This is a genomic window from Escherichia sp. E1130 (assembly GCF_005781065.1).
Classification (GTDB): Bacteria; Pseudomonadota; Gammaproteobacteria; order Enterobacterales; family Enterobacteriaceae; genus Escherichia.
Genome location: NZ_VATL01000012.1, coordinates 329,685 through 348,778 on the forward strand (window position 1 = coordinate 329,685; position 19,094 = coordinate 348,778).

The window sequence follows — 19,094 nt, forward strand, 5'->3', positions numbered from 1 at the left end:
TAATTTGACCGGTGAAACGACTACAGGCATTTAAATTCCAGTGAAGACCCGGTGGTCAACAGGAGCGTGAAATGAGGCGCTTCGCAGGCGCGTGTCGTTTCGTTTTCAATCGTGCTCTGGCGCTTCAGAATGAGAATCATGAGGCCGGTAATAAATACATCCCTTACGCGAAAATGGCTTCCTGGTTGGTTGAGTGGAAAAATGCCACTGAAACACAATGGATTAAAGATGCCCCATCACAGCCATTGCAACAGTCACTGAAAGACCTTGAGCGGGCTTACAAAAACTTCTTCCAGAATCGGGCTGCTTTTCCCCGATTCAAAAAGCGGGGACAGAATGATGCATTCCGCTACCCGCAGGGCGTTAAGCTCGATCAGGAAAACAGCCGTATTTTTCTGCCGAAACTTGGCTGGATGCGCTACCGGAACAGTCGTCAGGTCACGGGGGTTGTAAAAAATGTCACAGTCAGCCAGTCCTGCGGTAAGTGGTACATCAGTATTCAGACTGAAAGTGAAGTATCCACTCCTGTTCACCCTTCAGTATCAATGGTCGGACTGGATGCTGGCGTGGCTAAACTTGCCACGCTGTCAGATGGCACAGTCTTTGAGCCTGTAAACAGTTTCCAGAAAAACCAGAAGAAGCTGGCGAGACTTCAGCGACAGTTAAGCCGCTAGGTCAAACTCAGCAACAACTGGCAGAAGCAGAAACGCAAAATACAGTGTCTGCATTCCCGTATCACAAATATCCGCAGGGACTACCTTCACAAAGTCACAACGACAATCAGCAAAAACCACGCAATGATAGTCATTGAGGATTTGAAGGTCAGCAACATGTCAAAGTCAGCCGCGGGTACGGTCAGCCAGCCGGGGCGCAATGTCCGGGCAAAATCAGGTTTAAACCGTTCGATACTGGACCAGGGCTGGTATGAAATGCGCCGCCAGCTTGAGTACAAAGAGCTCTGGCGTGGCGGTCAGGTGCTTGCGGTTCCGCCAGCGTACACAAGCCAGCGTTGCGCGTGCTGTGGTCATACAGCGAAAGAAAATCGCCCGTCACAAAGTAAATTCGAGTGTCAGGCATGTGGATATACAGCGAACGCCGATGTAAATGGCGCTCGTAACATTTTAGCGGCGGGGCACGCCGTTCTTGCCTGTGGAGGGATGGTGCAGTCAGGCCGCCCGTTGAAGCAGGAACCCACCGAAATGATTCAGGCGACAGGCTGAACGTAGCAGGGATCCTCGTCATTCAGGGCGTGGAGGATGTCAAGGCGAGGAATTATTGATCAGTGCACTGACCGGGCTGTCGAAGTGTGATTTCATGGCTTGAGTCGCCGTTTCGACATCTCTGGCACACACCGCGTCGCAGATTTTCTGGTGTAGTGTGATGATGTGATTGCCATACTCTTTTTGATCGCTTTGGGCGTTTAACCCCTCCTGGATGGATTGCCGCAACTGCTGATGTAATGCCTGCAATAACATCATAAAAAGCGGATTTTTTGAGGCAACGGCGAGTAACTGATGGAAGCGGATATCATGGGTGATAAAGCTTTCGACATCATCGAACTGTTCGCGGATTTTTGCCATTTCAGCCCGTAGGTTAGCAAAATCTTCCTCTTCGCCATTACGGGCAGCCGCTTCCACAACGCCCAACTCCAGCCAGCGGCGTACTTGAAGAATTTGCTCTGTTGTCACTTGTTCGGTCGCCAGGGCAAATCCAAACACCACGCGCAGCACTTCATCATCAAATTTTTTGATTCGTGGCACTTTACCGCTGTGCGTTTCCAGAATCCCCAGGGCGGCAAGTGAACGATAGGCCTCACGCACAATACCCCGACTGACGCCCAATTTCTGAATCAACTGAACTTCACTGGGAACTGGCATCCCCGGTGTCAATTTTTGTTCGGCGATCAGATTAAGAATATGATTTTTGACCTGTGACGATAACGTTACGCTGGTCAATAACGCACTCTCACTCATTTTTACTCCTGTTGTACTTTTTCCTGGTCGGTAAAATCCAGAATACCGGGACTGTATCCTTCATATTTTCCTCCAGAACCCTTGATTATCAATAGACTACTGCGCCTGTGCGCCCGCCATGCAGTGCGAATCAAAGACATATTGCGTCAAAGCGTGGCGAAGAAATAGTAAATCCCCAATTTTTTCGTGACGCCCATCGCAGTATTGTGCGCTTTTTCTTCTTACCCTGTAAACCTGTTAAACAGGCTTATAGGTAAATATGATGTGGAAGAGTGATAACGAACTTTTTGCGTTGATGAAAACCCGGCTATTTACCGCCGTGGTTGGCGATATTCTCGACACGCTGGGCTATATGCACCAGTTTGTTTCTCCGGCAATCAAGCCGCTGGAGGTGAATATGGTGGTGGCAGGCCGGGCAATGCCGGTGCTGGAGTCCGACGTTTACGAAACCAAATCGACGTCGGGTAAGACGGCGATCGGCGAAAAACCGTTTGGCATCATGTTTGAAGCGCTGGATGCCCTCAAAGAGAACGATGTTTACATCACTACGGGCAGCTCTCTGCGCTATGCGTTGTGGGGCGGGTTGATGTCGACCCGTGCCATGCATCTGAAAGCAGCAGGTGCGGTACTTGATGGTTACGCCCGTGACTCTGCTGAAATTCTTGAACTTAAATTTCCCACCTTTTGTCATGGCACTTACGCACAGGATCAAGGTCCGCGCGGCAAAGTTATCGATTTCGGCGTACCCATCGAATTTCACGGTGTGCGGGTGAATCCGGGCGATATCGTGTTTGGCGATCGTGACGGATTACTGATTATTCCTCAGACCGTTGAGAAAGAAGTTATTAGCCAGGCTCTGGAAAAAGTGGCAACTGAAAGTGAAGTGCGCAAAGCCATCAGTGATGGCATGAGCACGGTACAGGCCTTTGAAACCTTCGGCGTAATGTAAGGAGAGCAACGAATGAAGGCATTAACCATTGAGCAGGGAAGTCAGGCGCGATTTGTTGATATCCCCGAACCGGTCTGCGGGAAAGGAGAAGTGCTTATCAATGTTGAGCGTGTTGGGCTGTGTGGCTCTGACCTCAATACCTGGCGGGGGCTGAATCCGCTGGTTAATTATCCCTGTATTCCGGGGCATGAAATTGGCGGCACGGTGCTGGCAACTGGCGATATGGCGGGGGCGATCAAGCCTGGTGACCGGGTGGTCGTACTGCCGTGCACTGAGTGTGGCGTGTGCAGCTCCTGTCTGAGCGGTCGTCCTAACGCCTGTAAGAACAACCAGACTCTCGGTGTACAGCGTCAGGGTGGGATGGCGCAACAACTGACGATGCCTGCACATAAAGTCATTGTCTGTAATGCCTTAAGTGTTGATGAGTTAGCGCTGGTAGAACCGCTGGCGGTGGGACTACATGCAGCCAGACGTGCGCAAATTAATGTCGGTGAATGGGTCGCAGTTATCGGTTGTGGGGTAATTGGCCTTGGCGCTATCGCTGCGGCATCCGCGATGGGCGCGCGCGTAATTGCTATCGATATTGATGATCGCAAGCAGAACATTGCCCAGGAGTGCGGCGCGCAACGTTTTCTTAATTCGCAGCAATGTGACGTGGCGGCAGAACTGGCGCTGTTAAATGACGGTCGCGGCCCGGAAGTGGTGATTGAAGCGGTGGGTAATCAACAAACCATTGAACAGGCTACAGGGCTGGTGGCGTTTAGCGGTCGTGTGGTTTATGTCGGTTACGCCAAACAACCAGTGAGTTATCAGAGTGCGCAGTTCCTGATGAAAGAACTGGATATCCGTGGTTCGCGCAATGCCACCGTGGCGGATTTTCGTGCCGTGCTGGCGTTGATGGAGTCCGGGCGTTATCCGGTCAGCAATCTGGTGAGCGCTCACTACCCGCTGGAACAGGCCGATCACGCTTTTAGCGACTGGGCAAGTGATCCCGGCGCGTATACCAAAATCCTCATTGACCTTTAAGGAGCGACACCATGAATGCTTTTTCTTTACATAACAAAACCGCGCTGATTACAGGGGCGGCCAGTGGATTGGGGCTAGCAATGGCCAAATGCATGATAGTCAGCGGGGCGAAGGTCATTATTGCTGACATGAACAGCGAGCTGGCACAAGCTACCGCTGGAACATTAGGTTCGCAGGCCAGTTGGATACAAATGGATGTCGGCGATACCGCAGCCGCGCAGGAAAAAGTTGATGTGCTTATTAACGAACACGGGGCGATCGATATCCTGGTTAATAACGCAGGCAATCACTGCAAAAAACCGATTGAAGAGATGAGTGTCAGTGATTTTGAGTCAGTGCTCGACGTTCACGTGGTCGGTGCATTTGCGTTAACCAAAGCCCTTGTGCCGCATATGAAACAACGCGGTCAAGGTTGTGTTCTGTTTACCGCCTCTATGACCTCATTTCTTGGGCAGCCTCTGGTTACTGGCTACAGCGCTGCGAAGTCAGCCTATCTCGGCATGATTCGCGGTATGACCACGGAGCTTGCCGGACACGGGATTCGCGTCAATGGTATTGCGCCTGGCTGGATTGATACGCCGATGCTGCGTAAGGCCATTGAGGGTGATGACGAACGCCGTAACAAAATCCTTGGTCGTACACCGATGAAAAAATTCGGTAAGCCGGAAGATATCGGTTGGGCAGCGGTTTACCTGGCTTCAGACGCAGCGGCATTTGTCAGTGGTCAGGTGCTGGTGGTCGATGGCGGCGCATTGATCGGCTTCTGATGTACGGAGGAATTATGCGCAAACGTGCGTTAAAGCTACATGCCAAAGATAACTGTGTAGTCGCGCTGAATGACATCGCCAGTGGCGATATTGTCTGGTGGGATGAGGGGGAAATGGTGGCCTGTAGTTCCGTTACCCTGGGTCACAAACTGGCCTGCGAAGCGCTGAACAATGGTGATTCGATTCTGAAATATGGCGCCATTATCGGACATGCCACTCGTGATATTGCCATGGGTGAACATGTGCATTCCCATAATCTTGCCAGCAATGCCATCGCCATTTTTCATCATGATGATGCCGGCTATCAGCCAGAGGAAAAAGCATAATGGAAGGTTATGTACGGCAAAATGGCCGACCGGGTATTCGTAATACTGTGCAGGTAATCTTTATGGTGGAGTGTGCCAGCCACGTCGCTAAAAAGATTGCCGAGGGATTTCCTTGTCACGATGTGCAGTATTTTGGTTTTTCAGGTTGTTATCCCAGCGATTACGGCTATCGGCTGGTGAAAAATCTGGCGACGCATAGCAACGTTGGCGGCGTACTGATTATTTCGCTGGGATGCGAGAATTTCGATCGCCGTCGGCTGGAGCAAGAAGTTCGCGAAAGCGGGCGACCGTGTCATACGCTGGTGATTCAGGAAAATAAAGGTACGACCAACACCATTACTCAGGGTAAGCAGTTGGTCGCTGAAATGCTGGAACAGCTTGCGGATACACCGCGTTGTACTCTGAACTGGAGCGACCTGGTGGTTGGCACTATCTGCGGTGGTTCCGATGGCACCAGTGGTATCACGGGCAATCCGGCAGTAGGGCGTGCCTTTGACCAGTTGCTGGAGAAAGGGGCTACCTGCATTTTTGAAGAAAGCGGTGAGTTGCTTGGTTGTGAGCAACATATGATGTCGCGAGCGGGCAGTCCGCAGGCACGTGATGCCATCGAAGCGGCAATGACAAAAGCAGAGCGTTATTACAGTTTGATGGGGCTGGGGAGTTTTTCCAATGGTAATGCCGAAGGTGGCTTAACCACGCAGGAAGAAAAATCCCTCGGGGCATATACCAAATCGGGTGATGCGCATATTGCTGGCGTTATTTTACCGACACAACAAACACCTTTTCCCGGACTTTGGTTGATGGACGTTGTGCCTGATGGTGAGCCACGTTTTGGTTATCCGAATATTAATGACTCATCAGAAGCGCTGGAACTTATCGCCTCTGGCTGTCATATGGTGTTATTTACCACGGGGCGCGGTTCGGTTATTGGTTCTGTGATCGCACCGATTATTAAAGTGTGTAATAACCCGCAGACGTGGGAGCATTTATCTGACGATATGGACGTAAATGCCGGACGAGTTATTAGCGAAGGCGCAACGCTCGACGACATTGCGGACGATATTATGCAGGTGATTGAAAATGTCGCCAACGGTCAACATTGTGCCGCAGAACGACTGGAACATCAGGAGTTTGTTTTAACGTATAAAGCATTTGATTACAACAAAAACGCAGTCTGTCGGGCAGATCCCCGTTAATCAATAAAGCTCTCACAGGTAATAATAATGAAGAAATTTCTGACGTCATTTTTATTTCTTTTCGCTATATTAAGTCCGATGCTGAATGCCGCACCGGTAACTATCAAAATCGCCTATGAAAGTAACCCTGGCGAACCCGCGGATACAGTAGTGAAGTACTGGGCAGATCTTGTGAAGAAAAAAAGCAATGGAGATATTGTTTTCGAGCTTTACCCAAGTTCACAGTTAGGTTCTAAACAAGATATTACAGAGCAAGCGTTGATGGGGATGAATATTATCACCATCAGTGATGTTGGTTTTTTAACTGACTATGATGCAGACCTGGGAATATTATTTGGGCCTTATTTAACCGACGATCCGCAGAAACTGTTTGCGATTTATGCCAGCGACTGGTTTAAACAGAAAGAACAAAAGCTGCGGGAAAAAGGTGTGCATATTGTCATGAGCAACTATCTGTACGGTACCCGGCAGATCATTGCTAAAAAACCAATTCGTACACCGGAAGACCTGAAAGGAATGAAGATTCGCGTACCGAATAACGTCATGCAGATTAAGGCCATTGAAGCAATGGGCGCAACGCCAACGCCAATGCCGCTGGGAGACGTTTATCCGGCGCTGACGCAGGGGATGATCGACGGCGTGGAAAACCCAGTTTCTGTTCTCTATGGGCAAAAACTGCATGAGCAGGCGAAATATCTGTCAATGGTGAACTATCTGACCAATACATCATTATGGCTGGGTGGCGAAGCATTTTTCAGTACCCTGACACCTGCGCAGTTAGATATTATTCACCAGACAGCATATGAAGCTGGTTTATATAGCCAGAAAATTACCACCGAGCAGGACGCGGCAATGTTGAAAACCATGCAGGAGCAGGGCGTAGAAATTATCTATCCTGACGTGGCTCCTTTCAAAGAAAAAGCCTTAAAAGTGTACCAACAATTCCCGGAATGGACCCCGGGGTTATATGACACTATTCAGCAACAGCTGAAATAACTTCATGGCACAAGGACAGGTCGGTGTTTCGGCACCGACCGTTAAGAGCAGAGGTGTGTATGCGTCTTTTAGGGAAAGTAATTGAAGTTGCCGCAGTATTAACGCTCTTTTTATTAGTGATAATAACCATTGGCGCGGTAATCATGCGCTACGTATTTAATATGCCATTACAATGGACAGAAGAAATCTCCGGTTTATTAATGGTTTGGGTGGTGATGTTCGGTGCCGTTGTTGCTGAAAGAGATAATACTCATTTGTCTATTCCATTTTTAGCTGATGCACTTACACCTCGCTGGCAACGCGTATTAACCATATTTGTCTCTCTGATATCTATTATTTTGCTGGTTGTTATGGCCTGGTCTGCATGGAAATTAGCTGCCGGGACAGCGTTTAAAACAACACAAATATTAAAAATATCCTGGTTCTGGATCGATATTGCCGTCACGGTTGGCGCTATCGGCATTGCCTGTTTTACCGCCTTACACCTGATAAAGAAAACACCCAACAAGGAAGGTGAATAATGACCGCATTGAGTGAATTACTGGCGGGAAGTTGGCTGGATAACTGGCTGATGATCATTCCGCTGATGTTCATCTGTTTATTTATTAATATGCCGGTATGGCTGGCGATGTTTTGCGGCATTCTGACCTACTTCCTTTGCTATTCAAACGTACCGTTAATGGTGGCAATTCAGCGTTTGATTGCCACGACGCAAACTCCTTCGCTGTTAGCTATTCCGTTTTTTATCTTATTAGGTACGCTAATGAGCTATACCGGTATTGCCGCGCGTATTTTGCAAATTGCCAACGTGTTGGTTGGTAGAATGCGCGGTGGCCTGGGCGGGGCTAACATTCTGGTGAGTACCATGATGGGCGGCGTCAGTGCTTCTAACCTGGCGGATGCTGCGATGTTGTCGCGCATGATGGTGCCGGAAATGGAACAGAAAGGTTATTCCCGTGGCTTTGCCGCTGCGATAACTGCCAGCGGCTCGCTGATCACGCCTATTATCCCACCGGGTATTGCACTGATCCTTTACGGACTGGTGGCGGATGTCTCCATCGGTTCCATGTTTATGGCCGGGATCCTTCCGGGACTGCTGTGCGCCGCGATGTTGATTGTCACCGTCTGGCTGGTGGCTATTCGTCGCGATTTAAAGCCTTCCAGTGAACACTGGCCAAAACCGAAAGAAGTGTCGGTGGCTCTGGTGCAGGCCTGGCCAGCACTGTTTTTAATCGTTGCGGTTATCGGCGGCATTCGGGCAAATATCTTCACGCCAACGGAAGCCGGAGCCGTAGCAGTATTATTGGTGATGTTTATTGGTTTTGTCATTTATCGCGAACTGAAAATCAGCCATGTATTTACTGCGCTCTCTGAGACGGCGCGTTCCACGGCGTCAGTCATGTTAATCATTATGGCGAGTGCCGCGCTGGGCTGGATATTTTCCCTTGAGCGGGCCGGTATAACAGTTGCGGAGTTTGTGACCTCTCTGACCGATAATAAATACGTCTTTTTATTGATTATTAATCTATTGCTGCTGGTGCTTGGCATGTTCCTTGAAGGCAGCGCCATCCTGCTGATATTAGTGCCGTTGCTCAAACCTGTGGTGGCGCATTTTGGCATTGATCCGGTGCATTTTGGCATCATCATGATCCTCAACTTATCGTTAGGAACGTTATCACCGCCTGTCGGAACGGTGATGCTGCTGGTGTGTAATACCGTACAGGTTTCAGTCGGACAATTTATGCGAGAAGCGGTGCCACTACTGATAAGTCTGATTTTACTTCTGTTGGTCATTACCTATATTCCGATAATATCTTTGCTGCTGGTTTAAACAATAAATGTAATACCCTTTGATTGAGTATGACCCCCGTGATTTTTTCGGGGGTATTTTACCAGGAGGCTTTTGCATTATTTTTTCTATGGTCAACCGATGGGGTGTTTTTTTAAATAATTTAGAGTATATGCTGGTTAGAAAACGTTCTGACCAGAAGGCCAGAACGTTGATAACAATATAACGACAGTGATACACACAACGTTCTATCCGCGTGAATAGAATTTAGTTGTAGTTAATTTTGAACAGCACCACGGTATCAAAGGGGCCGGGCTCAATGGGGGTGCCGCTTATAGATGACAGTTCTGCCGTATAGGTTTTTTCATAGACCAGCATGTCGCTGGTAAAGTCGGCGTATTCAGAATATTTATTGAATGTATAGGGTGAAGAATTTTCATCCAGCACACGTAGCCGCAATCCATTCCCCACGAGCAGCGCCTGATCGCCTTCCACCAATGTTTCTTCGGTATAAAACGAAGAACTGACTTTGAAGCCATCGGTGCATTCACCATTTTGGGTTTTGGTCGTTTTGATGGAAAACGTTTTTGTTATATTGTGACGGCGAATATCCAGCACGTTAAATTTGCCAAAATCGATGACCTGATTATCAGGGGTAATGGCGAAGTCGACACTGCAGTCAAGAACGCGAATATTTTCCAGCCCATAGATGTGATATTTCAGGTTCTTGGCCGAGGGATCTTCGTTGACGCTGCCAGCGCCATCAAATTGTACGATAGTGTAATCGCTAAGGGTGCTTTGGTAATCGTGCGGCGGCATTTCGCGTAGTTTGACGTACAGTCGCATACGTGCCATAAATGTTCGCGATTTACGGATATTTGCAGGATCACCAGAGCAAATTTTATTTTGCCATCCCATTGCGATTATTTGCTCTGGCGTATACATGTCAATTTTTTTACTGTCGATGCATTGGTTAGTATCGATACGGCTTTTTCCGAGGCTGGCGTCATAATCCGCGCCGTTATAGGTTACACCGAGTTGATAGTAGCGATCCTGCATACCGGGGTAGGGGTTTACCCATGCATAAACGTGCTCACTTTCGAAATCACCGTTAGTATTGTTATCACAATAGACGGGGATTTTAATATCATCGGATTCCCAGATTTTATCTCCCGTTTTGGCGTTAGCCGGGACGGCGAATGGCATAATCGTTTCTGCTTTTTCCACCGAGCCGCCTGAGGCGCCAAAATAACAGTCCAGCGCCAACGCGTTTTTTAAGGGCAGAAATAACAAACAGGCAATGAGTAACAGTCCTTTGCTTATACTCATTGTTTATCCTCCACCACGCGCTGCATTTTGCATGGCCCCTGACAGTTGAGCGTCGTCATACGCAACGCGCCATAGTCATCCATATAACCAAGATAAAACTGGTTGCCGTTATAGTTACCCGTACTGGCGATTGCCGAAGTAAAAGGCGCTATGAGCGTACTTTTAAAGCCGGGCAGAATGCCTTTTTTATCGCGGCCAAGATAGGCGATGGTCAGGTAATAAGGGGTCGGGTTTTTCAGGGTAAGCTGATTATTCTGCTGACTGACCTGTAACTGTAATTCCACATGCTCGCCCGATTTTTTGCGTAATCCGGCGGGCCGCCAGAACAACTTTATACGGCTCTGGATAGCAACTTGAAGAATGGCATGACCGGTTGCTTTTTCCGGAGCGGGGGGGATCTCGCGCAGATTATAGTAAAACAGCGACTCACGATCGGTCGGCAATTGGCTGGTAGAAGATTGCTTGACGATACGCGCCTGCGATGTCGCTTTCGCTTCCAGACGTTGGATTGGCGGCAAGGCTACGAGGAAATCATCGCTTTTATCCCCTTTGTCATTTTCTATCCATGAGTATGCGAGATAGGGAAGTTTATCGCTGCGATTTTCTATCCGCAGGCTGGTCGCTTTATCTTTGGCGTTAAACACGATGCGAGTGCGATCGGGCTGTAACGCAGCATGGCTGCATAAGCTCACGATCAGCAGAATAAGGGGCATTCCTTTAAAAATTGTCATTGTCTTTTCCTTAATTAATGACAGGGGAGAATCAGACGTTTACTCATATCTTCCAGGTGCTGAGGAAGCTGAATTAAACAACGCTGTTTATCACCCCAAAGTATTGTGAATCGCTGACTTTCACCCACACCACTTAACCAGGCGTGGCCATCTCCCCCCACCATTCCGACGCTGATTCCGCTTCCTTCTTGCCGGATATCGGCGCCGAGTGGTGGGAAATGACCGCTGGAGTCGCGGATGATGACGTTGACATCTTTTCCAGAACGTGAAGCCAGCGCTTTATAGCCGATCGCACCTTCCGTCCAGGTTTCTTTGACCACGTTTTCGGATACCGTGACGCCGTCGGGCAAGTCGTTCATATTGACCGCGACAGTCGAGGGTTGGTAACTGGAGACAAACGGTACGACCGCAATGCCAAAGCGGTTGGTATAGTCGAGATTACCCTGAATCGGAATGTCGGCTACACCGTCTGTACTAACCATAAGACGAGGTTCGTTGGTGGAGCTACGGCGATGAAACGCAGCGCCATAGCGTGTAGCAGTAAAGGAGCCACTCCAGCTGGTGCTGGCAGAGCTGTAATCATTAGCGGCGTACGTGCCAGACAGATCCCACTCGCCCGCAGAACTAAGATGCTGATAATTGCCGCTAACCTGCGCGCCATTGTCAGGGCGGTCAGATTGCAGGCCGGTCGATATTCCCCAGCTGTTACGGTCATCCAGGTTATCGTTCCACGACATGCGGTGCGAGGTACTATTTTTACTGTCCTGCATGTCATAACCAATGCGGCCACCGTCACCAATAGGCAATGAAATGGACAGGTAAATCTGGTTATCACGAGCTTTGTCTTCGTAATGTGTGGTGTTAAATGAGGTTGAGACGGAAATATCTTTCCAGTCACCGATATCAACGTTAAAGCCAGCGGTAATATTGGCGGTTGTGGAGGACTCCGCATTCCACCAGGTTTGACGCAACACGTTGACGTACAGGTTGAGGTTCAGCGGCGTAATGGGTTGCCCGGCGGAAAGGCTGATTGTCCTTTTTTCATCCTGAGCATCAGCGTCATTGTATTTATGATCGATATAATTGGCGTAGCTATGGAAATGGCAGTCGGAGAAACGATATGCCGCTATCGAAAGAAGACTGTCGGTGGCATCTATCCGTTTACTGTAGTTGAAGCGATAACTGTAACCTTTCTCGTCCGGTTGATTATCAAAACGACTTTTAGCCCAGGTGACGTCGAAGGAGAGCGCCCCCAGCCACAGCATATTTTGCCCTATACCCAGCGCGCCAGAATGATAATCGTCCCCGGCGAGAATCAACCCGCCATACAGTGAAGTATTGGAGAGCACCCCCCAGGAAGCTTCATTACTTAAAAACGTTTCGTTTTCAGTATGATGAGACAACGAAGGACGCGGACGACCCGCTGCAAGTTTATAACGCACCTGCCCCTGGCGGGTCAGAAAAGGCGTTGATGCTGCGGATACCTGGAAATTATTAACCCGGCCATCTTCCTCCGTCACTTTAACATCCAGTGTGCCTTGAACTGACTGATTCAGGTCATCAATGATAAACGGGCCAGGTGGGACTTTTTTCTGATAAATGACGCGTCCGGTATGGCTTATGGTGACGGTAGCGTTAGTTTGCGCCACGCCGCTAATTTGCGGTGCATATCCGCGTAATTCCCAGGGAAGCATTCGGTCATCGCTGGTCAGGGAGGCGCCGGTATACGAAAAACCGTCAAAAATATTGGAACTGAGATCGGTTTCGCCAAGCGTTAATCTGGAGCCTATTTGTGGTAGCGGGCGAAACAGATAGGTTCGGGAAATGGCCCCGGATTGATCATGTACATCACCATTATCGGACTGGTTGAGCTGGTAATCGCTACGCAACCGCCATGCTCCGGCGTTAATACCCGTTGTACCGTAAGCATTCAGATTGGTATTACTGCTCCCTTCCTGCGGGCGATAAGTACTGGCAAACAGGTTGTAGTCTAGCAGGACGCCCGAAACTCCGGCATCCCATGTTTCAGGCGGCGCCCAGTTGTCTGAATGCCATGCCAGCCAGGCTTGTGGAATCGAGATATTAAGTTGTTGGTTGGTCTGATCAAACGTAAAGACGATTTCCGGCAGGCCGCTAAAATCAAAACACTGATAAACCTGCGGCAATGTCTGGCGGATTTTTTCTTTAAGGCCAAATTTACTCAACAGGGAATCATTGATACAAGGAATTGTTTTGTCGTTGGCTTTTTGCCAGTGAATAGATTGCCCACTGCTGATTTGAATATTATTAACAACGACGCTAACAAAATAATCACCGGGGACGATAGCGCCTTTTTCATTGAGCAGAGAAATATCAACGCTATCGCGCATCGATTTATCAAGGACGTTAAGGTTAAACTCCACTGCCAATGCAGAGGGGATAGCCATTGTCAGGCAGGATAAAACAGAAACTCGGTAAATATTCACGGCATCCATACCTGATAAATATTTGAAGAAAGGCGGCTAACTTGCCGCCGTAATACGTCGCTGTCATATGTATAGATTAATCAATGACGACGCGGTGATTATTTATAATCCAGCACATAGGTCGCGTTGGCAGTGACTTCACCCGCCGTCACGGGAGTGCCGTTATCAATCTGCTCCATCCAGGCGAAGAAGTTTAGTGTTTGTTCTGTGGCTGTTGGTTCCAGCCCAATATCTGGACTTTCTGAACCCAGAGTGATGTTGGACTGGTCTTTGTTCATTAAGCGCACGCCAACACCAGTGGCTTCACCAGCGCTGGTGTTACTGAGCATTGGTGAGGCTCCCGTGGTTTTCGCCGAACTGTCAAAGGTTACTGAGACTTTTGATACTACGGAACCAGAACCGTTATCGGAATTTGGCAGGTCACAGTTAACTAAATGAATATCGACAGGCGTTAGTGCACTGTGATGATCCTGGTTGATGCGGGTCTTGGTCACCTCACCAAGATTTACTTGTTTATCAATGTCTTCTTGCTTAATTTCACAAGGCGCTTCAATAACTTCACCTTTAAAGTGAATTTCACCAGAGCCTTCATTTGCAGCATAAACAGGGGCTGAAATTAACAGAGATACGGCCAGCGCCGCCAGTGTTTTTTGTCCTTTAAACATAACGGAGTCCTTTAAGGAAATAGAAAAAGTATAGCGGTACCAGAATAACTTACTTGAATATCAAATGTTTTTAGTTTTACTTAAAAACATTGTTAACTGTATTAAACACAAGGCCAATTAATTGATGCGGTGAATTAATTGCTTAATGAAAAGGATGCAGGTTTATTAGATATTTTCCTCATTTTCATGAGGTTAAAAATGTTGCTATCTGGAGAGGGTAATAAAAAACCATTAAATTGCTCATAAAATGAGCTGTGTTATTTTTTTACAATATCTATGTTGGTCCGATAATGGATTTTATCTTTACAATTTTTTGTGTTTAGGCAAATAAAAATAACCCGCCATAGAAAAGACGGGTTAGAAGGATTTACTGTCAGGCAATCAATGGTTAACGCTTGATGTCGCTTTTAAAGTCGCGTTTTTCGTAACCAGTGTAAAGCTGACGCGGACGGGCAATCTTCATGCCGTCACTATGCATTTCGCTCCAGTGAGCGATCCAGCCAACGGTACGGGCCATGGCGAAGATGACGGTGAACATGGAAGACGGAATGCCCATCGCTTTCAGGATGATACCAGAGTAGAAATCGACGTTCGGGTACAGTTTCTTCTCGATAAAGTACGGGTCGTTCAGCGCGATGTTTTCCAGCTCCATGGCCACTTCCAGCAGGTCATCTTTGGTACCCAGCTCTTTCAGCACTTCATGGCAGGTTTCACGCATTACAGTCGCGCGCGGGTCGTAGTTTTTGTACACACGGTGACCGAAGCCCATCAGACGGAAAGAGTCATTTTTGTCTTTCGCACGACGAACAAATTCCGGAATGTGTTTAACCGAGCTGATTTCTTCCAGCATTTTCAGTGCAGCTTCGTTGGCGCCGCCGTGTGCTGGTCCCCACAGAGAAGCAATACCTGCCGCGATACAGGCAAACGGGTTTGCGCCCGAAGAACCTGCGGTACGTACGGTAGAAGTAGAGGCGTTTTGTTCGTGGTCAGCGTGCAGGATCAGAATACGGTCCATCGCGCGTTCCAGAATCGGATTGACTTCATACGGTTCGCACGGCGTGGAGAACATCATGTGCAGGAAGTTTCCAGCGTAGGAGAGGTCATTACGCGGGTAAACAAACGGCTGCCCGATGGAATATTTGTAGCACATTGCTGCCATGGTCGGCATTTTCGACAACAGGCGGAACGCGGCGATTTCACGATGGCGCGGGTTATTGACGTCCAGAGAGTCATGATAAAACGCCGCCAGCGCACCAGTAATACCGCACATTACCGCCATCGGATGCGAGTCGCGACGGAAAGCGTGGAAGAGACGGGTGATCTGTTCGTGGATCATGGTATGACGAGTCACCGTAGTTTTGAATTCGTCATACTGTTCCTGGGTTGGTTTTTCACCATTCAACAGGATGTAGCAAACTTCCAGGTAGTTAGAATCGGTTGCCAGCTGATCGATCGGGAAGCCACGATGCAGCAAAATACCTTCATCACCATCAATAAAAGTAATTTTAGATTCGCAGGATGCTGTTGAAGTGAAACCAGGGTCAAAGGTGAATACGCCTTTTGAACCAAGCGTACGGATATCGATAACATCTTGACCTAGCGTGCCTTTCAGCACATCCAGTTCAACAGCTGTGTTCCCATTGAGGGTGAGTTTTGCTTTTGTATCAGCCATTTAAGGTCTCCTTAGCGCCTTATTGCATAAGACTGCCGGAACTTAAATTTGCCTTCGCACATCAACCTGGCTTTACCCGTTTGTTATTTGGCTCGCCGCTCTGTGGAAGAGAGGAAACCTGGGTACAGAGCTCTGGGCGCTTGCAGGTAAAGAATTCATTGATGACGAATAAACGGCGAATCAAGCACTTAGCAATCCGAATTATTAAACCTGTCTATCACTAATAACTGTCTCGAATGGATTGGTCAATACTTCTACACTGTTACATAAGTTAATCTTCGGTGAAATAGTGACCCCATAACTTTTACGCATTATATGCTTTTCCTGGTAATGTTTGTAACAACTTTGTTGAATGATTGTCAAATGTGATGGTTAAAAATTAAATAAATGTTGTTATCGTGACCCAGATCACTGTTCCGGATAAAACCAGACAAACTATATGTAGGTTAATTGTAATGATTTTGTGAACAGCCTATACTGCCGCCAGGTCTCCGGAACACCCTGCAATCCCGAGCCACCCAGCGTTGTAACGTGTCGTTTTCGCATCTGGAAGCAGTGTTTTGCATGACGCGCAGTTATAGAAAGGACGCTGTCTGACCCGCAAGCAGACCGGAGGAAGGAAATCCCGACGTCTCCAGGTAACAGAAAGTTATCCTCTGTACCCGTAGTCCCCAGGGAATAATAAGAACAGCATGTGGGCGTTATTCATGATAAGAAATGTGAAAAAACAAAGACCTGTTAATCTGGACCTACAGACCATCCGGTTCCCCATCACGGCGATAGCGTCCATTCTTCATCGCGTTTCCGGTGTGATTACGTTTGTTGCAGTGGGCATCCTGCTGTGGCTTCTGGGTACCAGCCTCTCTTCCCCTGAAGGTTTCGAGCAAGCTTCCGCCATTATGGGCAGCTTCTTCGTGAAATTTATCATGTGGGGCATCCTTACCGCTCTGGCATATCACGTCGTCGTAGGTATTCGCCACATGATGATGGATTTTGGCTATCTGGAAGAAACATTCGAAGCGGGTAAACGCTCTGCCAAAATCTCCTTTGTCATTACTGTCGTGCTTTCAATTCTTGCAGGAGTCCTCGTATGGTAAGCAACGCCTCCGCATTAGGACGCAATGGCGTACATGATTTCATCCTCGTTCGCGCTACTGCTATCGTCCTGACGCTTTACATCATTTATATGGTCGGTTTTTTTGCTATCAGTGGCGAACTGACATATGACGTCTGGATTGGTTTCTTTGCCTCTGCGTTCACTAAAGTCTTCACTCTGCTGGCACTGTTTTCCATTTTGATCCATGCCTGGATCGGCATGTGGCAGGTGTTGACCGACTACGTTAAACCGCTGGCCTTGCGCCTGATTCTGCAACTGGTGATTGTCGTTGCACTGGTGGTTTACGTGATTTATGGATTCGTTGTGGTGTGGGGTGTGTGATGAAATTGCCAGTCAGAGAATTTGATGCAGTTGTGATTGGTGCCGGAGGCGCAGGTATGCGCGCGGCGCTACAAATTTCCCAGAGCGGCCAGACCTGTGCGCTGCTCTCTAAAGTTTTCCCGACCCGTTCCCATACCGTGTCTGCGCAGGGCGGCATTACCGTTGCGCTGGGTAATACCCATGAAGATAACTGGGAATGGCATATGTACGACACCGTAAAAGGGTCGGACTATATCGGTGACCAGGACGCGATTGAATATATGTGTAAAACCGGGCCGGAAGCGATTCTGGAACTGGAACATATGGGCCTACCGTTCTCGCGCCTTGATGATGGTCGTATCTATCAACGTCCGTTTGGCGGTCAGTCGAAAAACTTCGGCGGCGAGCAGGCGGCACGTACTGCGGCGGCTGCCGACCGTACTGGTCACGCACTGCTGCACACGCTTTATCAGCAGAACCTGAAAAACCACACCACTATTTTCTCCGAATGGTATGCGCTGGATCTGGTGAAAAACGCCGATGGCGCGGTGGTTGGTTGTACCGCACTGTGTATCGAAACTGGTGAAGTGGTTTACTTTAAAGCTCGCGCTACCGTGCTGGCGACTGGCGGGGCAGGGCGTATTTATCAGTCCACCACCAACGCCCACATTAACACTGGCGACGGCGTCGGCATGGCTATCCGTGCAGGCGTACCGGTACAGGATATGGAAATGTGGCAGTTCCACCCGACCGGTATTGCCGGTGCGGGCGTACTGGTAACCGAGGGTTGCCGTGGTGAAGGCGGTTATCTGCTGAACAAACATGGCGAACGCTTTATGGAGCGTTATGCGCCGAACGCCAAAGACCTGGCGGGCCGTGACGTGGTGGCGCGTTCCATCATGATCGAAATTCGTGAAGGTCGCGGCTGTGATGGTCCGTGGGGGCCACACGCAAAACTGAAACTCGACCACTTGGGTAAAGAAGTTCTTGAATCCCGTCTGCCGGGTATCCTTGAACTCTCCCGCACCTTCGCTCACGTTGATCCAGTGAAAGAGCCGATTCCGGTAATCCCAACCTGTCACTACATGATGGGCGGTATTCCGACTAAAGTGACCGGTCAGGCGCTGACCGTGAACGAGAAAGGCGAAGATGTGGTGATCCCTGGGCTGTTCGCGGTAGGTGAAATTGCCTGCGTATCCGTACACGGCGCAAACCGTCTGGGCGGCAACTCGCTGCTGGACCTGGTGGTATTTGGTCGTGCGGCGGGTCTGCATCTGCAAGAGTCTATTGCCGAGCAGGGCGCACTGCGCGATGCCAGCGAGTCTGATGTAGAAGCGTCTCTCAATCGCCTGAACCGCTGGAATAACAACCGTAACGGTGAAGATCCGGTGGCGATTCGTAAAGCGCTGCAAGAATGTATGCAGCATAACTTCTCGGTCTTCCGTGAAGGTGATGCGATGGCGAAAGGTCTTGAGCAGTTGAAAGTTATCCGCGAGCGTTTGAAAAATGCCCGCCTGGATGACACTTCCAGCGAGTTCAACACCCAGCGCGTTGAGTGCCTGGAACTGGATAACCTGATGGAAACGGCGTATGCAACGGCTGTTTCTGCCAACTTCCGTACCGAAAGCCGTGGCGCGCATAGCCGCTTCGACTTCCCGGATCGCGATGATGAAAACTGGCTGTGCCACTCCCTGTATCTGCCAGAGTCGGAATCCATGACGCGCCGAAGCGTCAACATGGAACCGAAACTGCGCCCGGCATTCCCGCCGAAGATTCGTACTTACTAATGCGGA

At 49.0% G+C, this 19,094-nt stretch carries 18 protein-coding genes and 1 pseudogene; 12 read left to right on the forward strand and 7 right to left on the reverse strand.

The genetic code is table 11. The annotated features are described in order from the left end of the window. Positions 1-11: 11 nt before the first annotated feature. Positions 12-1,220, forward strand: a pseudogene (locus tag FEK66_RS12215) (transposase). Between the two features lie 39 nt (positions 1,221-1,259). Here FEK66_RS12215 and FEK66_RS12220 read toward each other — a convergent pair. Continuing rightward, positions 1,260-1,973, reverse strand: a complete 714-nt coding sequence (locus FEK66_RS12220; RefSeq protein WP_130209844.1) for a FadR/GntR family transcriptional regulator — start codon at positions 1,971-1,973, stop codon at positions 1,260-1,262. A 259-nt stretch (positions 1,974-2,232) separates the two neighbouring features. Between FEK66_RS12220 and FEK66_RS12225 the strand changes: the two genes are divergently transcribed. The 8 genes from FEK66_RS12225 to FEK66_RS12260 are packed head-to-tail and all read left to right on the forward strand — an operon-like array spanning position 2,233 to position 9,064. After that, positions 2,233-2,922 (forward strand): RraA family protein, encoded by a 690-nt coding sequence (locus tag FEK66_RS12225; protein ID WP_240780257.1) that lies wholly within the window; start codon positions 2,233-2,235, stop codon positions 2,920-2,922. Between the two features lie 12 nt (positions 2,923-2,934). After that, on the forward strand, positions 2,935-3,948 hold the full coding sequence (locus FEK66_RS12230; RefSeq protein ID WP_000646084.1) for a zinc-binding alcohol dehydrogenase family protein: 1,014 nt from the start codon (positions 2,935-2,937) through the stop codon (positions 3,946-3,948). An 11-nt stretch (positions 3,949-3,959) separates the two neighbouring features. Then, positions 3,960-4,715, forward strand: a complete 756-nt coding sequence (locus FEK66_RS12235; RefSeq protein WP_135493559.1) for an SDR family NAD(P)-dependent oxidoreductase — start codon at positions 3,960-3,962, stop codon at positions 4,713-4,715. Between the two features lie 14 nt (positions 4,716-4,729). After that, the gene (locus FEK66_RS12240) at positions 4,730-5,041 is read left to right on the forward strand and encodes a UxaA family hydrolase (RefSeq protein ID WP_001361279.1); all 312 of its coding nucleotides are present in this window, start codon (positions 4,730-4,732) and stop codon (positions 5,039-5,041) included. Continuing rightward, entirely contained in the window at positions 5,041-6,237 is a 1,197-nt protein-coding gene (locus FEK66_RS12245; RefSeq protein WP_130209848.1) for a UxaA family hydrolase, read from the forward strand. The genes FEK66_RS12240 and FEK66_RS12245 overlap by 1 nt, the downstream gene beginning before the upstream one ends. A gap of 27 nt (positions 6,238-6,264) precedes the next feature. Then, the gene (locus FEK66_RS12250) at positions 6,265-7,233 is read left to right on the forward strand and encodes a C4-dicarboxylate TRAP transporter substrate-binding protein (RefSeq protein WP_135493560.1); all 969 of its coding nucleotides are present in this window, start codon (positions 6,265-6,267) and stop codon (positions 7,231-7,233) included. A 59-nt stretch (positions 7,234-7,292) separates the two neighbouring features. Beyond that, complete coding sequence (locus tag FEK66_RS12255; protein ID WP_135493561.1) at positions 7,293-7,754, forward strand: TRAP transporter small permease; 462 nt, start codon at positions 7,293-7,295, stop codon at positions 7,752-7,754. Then, positions 7,754-9,064, forward strand: a complete 1,311-nt coding sequence (locus FEK66_RS12260) for a TRAP transporter large permease (protein ID WP_130209854.1) — start codon at positions 7,754-7,756, stop codon at positions 9,062-9,064. Before FEK66_RS12255 ends, FEK66_RS12260 begins: the two co-directional genes overlap by 1 nt. Positions 9,065-9,289: 225 nt before the next feature. On the opposite strand, the gene FEK66_RS12265 is transcribed toward FEK66_RS12260, so the two are convergent. From FEK66_RS12265 to FEK66_RS12290, 6 genes are all read right to left on the reverse strand, one after another. Continuing rightward, the gene (locus FEK66_RS12265; RefSeq protein WP_130259815.1) at positions 9,290-10,351 is read right to left on the reverse strand and encodes a fimbrial protein; all 1,062 of its coding nucleotides are present in this window, start codon (positions 10,349-10,351) and stop codon (positions 9,290-9,292) included. After that, entirely contained in the window at positions 10,348-11,082 is a 735-nt protein-coding gene (locus tag FEK66_RS12270; protein ID WP_130209858.1) for a molecular chaperone, read from the reverse strand. Before FEK66_RS12270 ends, FEK66_RS12265 begins: the two co-directional genes overlap by 4 nt. A gap of 14 nt (positions 11,083-11,096) precedes the next feature. Continuing rightward, positions 11,097-13,556 carry a fimbria/pilus outer membrane usher protein gene (locus FEK66_RS12275; RefSeq protein ID WP_167854218.1) on the reverse strand — a complete coding sequence of 820 codons (2,460 nt, stop codon included), beginning with the start codon at positions 13,554-13,556 and terminating at the stop codon, positions 11,097-11,099. An 89-nt stretch (positions 13,557-13,645) separates the two neighbouring features. Continuing rightward, on the reverse strand, positions 13,646-14,212 hold the full coding sequence (locus FEK66_RS12280; RefSeq protein ID WP_130209862.1) for a fimbrial protein: 567 nt from the start codon (positions 14,210-14,212) through the stop codon (positions 13,646-13,648). A gap of 388 nt (positions 14,213-14,600) precedes the next feature. Further along, a complete protein-coding gene (gene gltA, locus FEK66_RS12285; RefSeq protein ID WP_064528891.1) occupies positions 14,601-15,884 on the reverse strand; it encodes a citrate synthase in 1,284 nt (427 codons plus the stop codon). 204 nt (positions 15,885-16,088) lie between these two features. Then, positions 16,089-16,196: a hypothetical protein gene (locus tag FEK66_RS12290; RefSeq protein WP_130209864.1), complete on the reverse strand. Its 108-nt coding sequence runs from the start codon at positions 16,194-16,196 to the stop codon at positions 16,089-16,091. A gap of 380 nt (positions 16,197-16,576) precedes the next feature. On the opposite strand from FEK66_RS12290, the gene sdhC reads away from it, so the two are divergent. The 3 genes from sdhC to sdhA are packed head-to-tail and all read left to right on the forward strand — an operon-like array spanning position 16,577 to position 19,088. Then, on the forward strand, positions 16,577-16,981 hold the full coding sequence (gene sdhC, locus FEK66_RS12295) for a succinate dehydrogenase cytochrome b556 subunit (RefSeq protein WP_165383175.1): 405 nt from the start codon (positions 16,577-16,579) through the stop codon (positions 16,979-16,981). After that, a complete protein-coding gene (sdhD, locus tag FEK66_RS12300) occupies positions 16,975-17,322 on the forward strand; it encodes a succinate dehydrogenase membrane anchor subunit (protein ID WP_130209866.1) in 348 nt (115 codons plus the stop codon). Before sdhC ends, sdhD begins: the two co-directional genes overlap by 7 nt. Continuing rightward, positions 17,322-19,088, forward strand: coding sequence for a succinate dehydrogenase flavoprotein subunit (gene sdhA / locus FEK66_RS12305; protein WP_131161663.1), 1,767 nt, complete (start codon positions 17,322-17,324; stop codon positions 19,086-19,088). Before sdhD ends, sdhA begins: the two co-directional genes overlap by 1 nt. The last annotated feature ends 6 nt before the right edge of the window (positions 19,089-19,094 follow it).